The sequence below is a fragment of the Photorhabdus sp. S10-54 genome, from assembly GCF_963878145.1.
Lineage (GTDB): Bacteria > Pseudomonadota > Gammaproteobacteria > Enterobacterales > Enterobacteriaceae > Photorhabdus > Photorhabdus kayaii.
This window is the reverse complement of record NZ_CAWNXG010000149.1, coordinates 1-1,077: the sequence shown is the minus strand read 5'-3', so window position 1 is coordinate 1,077 and position 1,077 is coordinate 1. Positions and strand designations below refer to the sequence as shown.

Here is a 1,077-nt window from a genome sequence, read left to right as displayed (position 1 = left end):
CAACAGGCTTATATCGATCTGGCGACGGGAAGCCGGGGCGTGTCTTTTTCTTACACGCAGGGAGACGGCACCCGTTCAGTTTCGTATCAACAAAGCTCGCTGGCGGATTTACTGGCGCTGATCCAACTCTTACAAGCCCAACTGGGCATTGTCTCACGGCCACGGCGCCCGATAAGGCTCAGGTACTGATATGAGTGAAATACGAATTCTAGGCCCAAACGGACAGCCGTTGCCGCCATCACGTCCGAAGCTGTCTATGCTGGTTGGTGGTAGTCGTGTGCCCTATGACGCCGCCGACACATTCAGTGATCAGCTGGCAAACTGGCAGCCGGCGCTGTGGTCGCCAGACAACGAAATCAATATCTATCGCGACCGCATTGTGTCGCGTGTCCGTGATTTGGCAAGGAATGATGGTTGGGCCAGCGGTGCGATCACCCGAGTTCTTGACAATGCTATCGGGGCTAATTTCCGTCCCATTATCAAACCTGATTACCGGATGCTGGCGCTAATGACAGGGAATAAAGCGTTTGATGCAACCTGGGCTGATGAGTACGGGAAAGTAGTTGAAGCACACTGGCGTTCATGGGCTAACGATCCCGGTCGCTATTGTGACGTTGAGAGAAAGCAAACTGTTTCACAGATGTTGCGTTTGGGTTTCCGGCATAAGCTGTTAGATGGTGATGCGCTTGCGGTGCTGCAATATCGAACAGACAGGTTAGGACCCGGCAAGGGGCGTTATGCTACGACAATTCAAATTGTGGACCCAGACCGACTCAGCAACCCACAACAGAATTTCGACATGCCACATATTCGCGGCGGTGTAGAGATAGACGATGACGGTGCCCCTACGTTTTACCATATTCGAGAGGCCCATATTGGCGACTGGTGGAGCGGCGCAAAAACCATGACATGGGAACGTATACCGCGTGAAACTGCGTGGGGACGTCCGCATGTGGTTCATGATTATGATCACGAACGCGGAGCACAACATCGGGGTAACGGTATTCTAACGCCGGTGGTTCAGCGCCTAAAAATGCTCATTAAATATGACCAGTCGGAGCTTGAGGCTGCGATTCT

2 protein-coding genes are annotated in these 1,077 nt (G+C 52.8%); both read left to right on the top strand.

The window, feature by feature from the left end:
• Positions 1-189: gpW family head-tail joining protein (gpW, locus tag AACQ83_RS24225; RefSeq protein ID WP_112879677.1), on the top strand; the 189-nt coding region annotated here is incomplete at its 5' end.
• Position 190: 1 nt separating this feature from the next.
• The coding region (locus AACQ83_RS24220; protein WP_146748315.1) for a phage portal protein at positions 191-1,077 on the top strand (887 nt) is incomplete at its 3' end.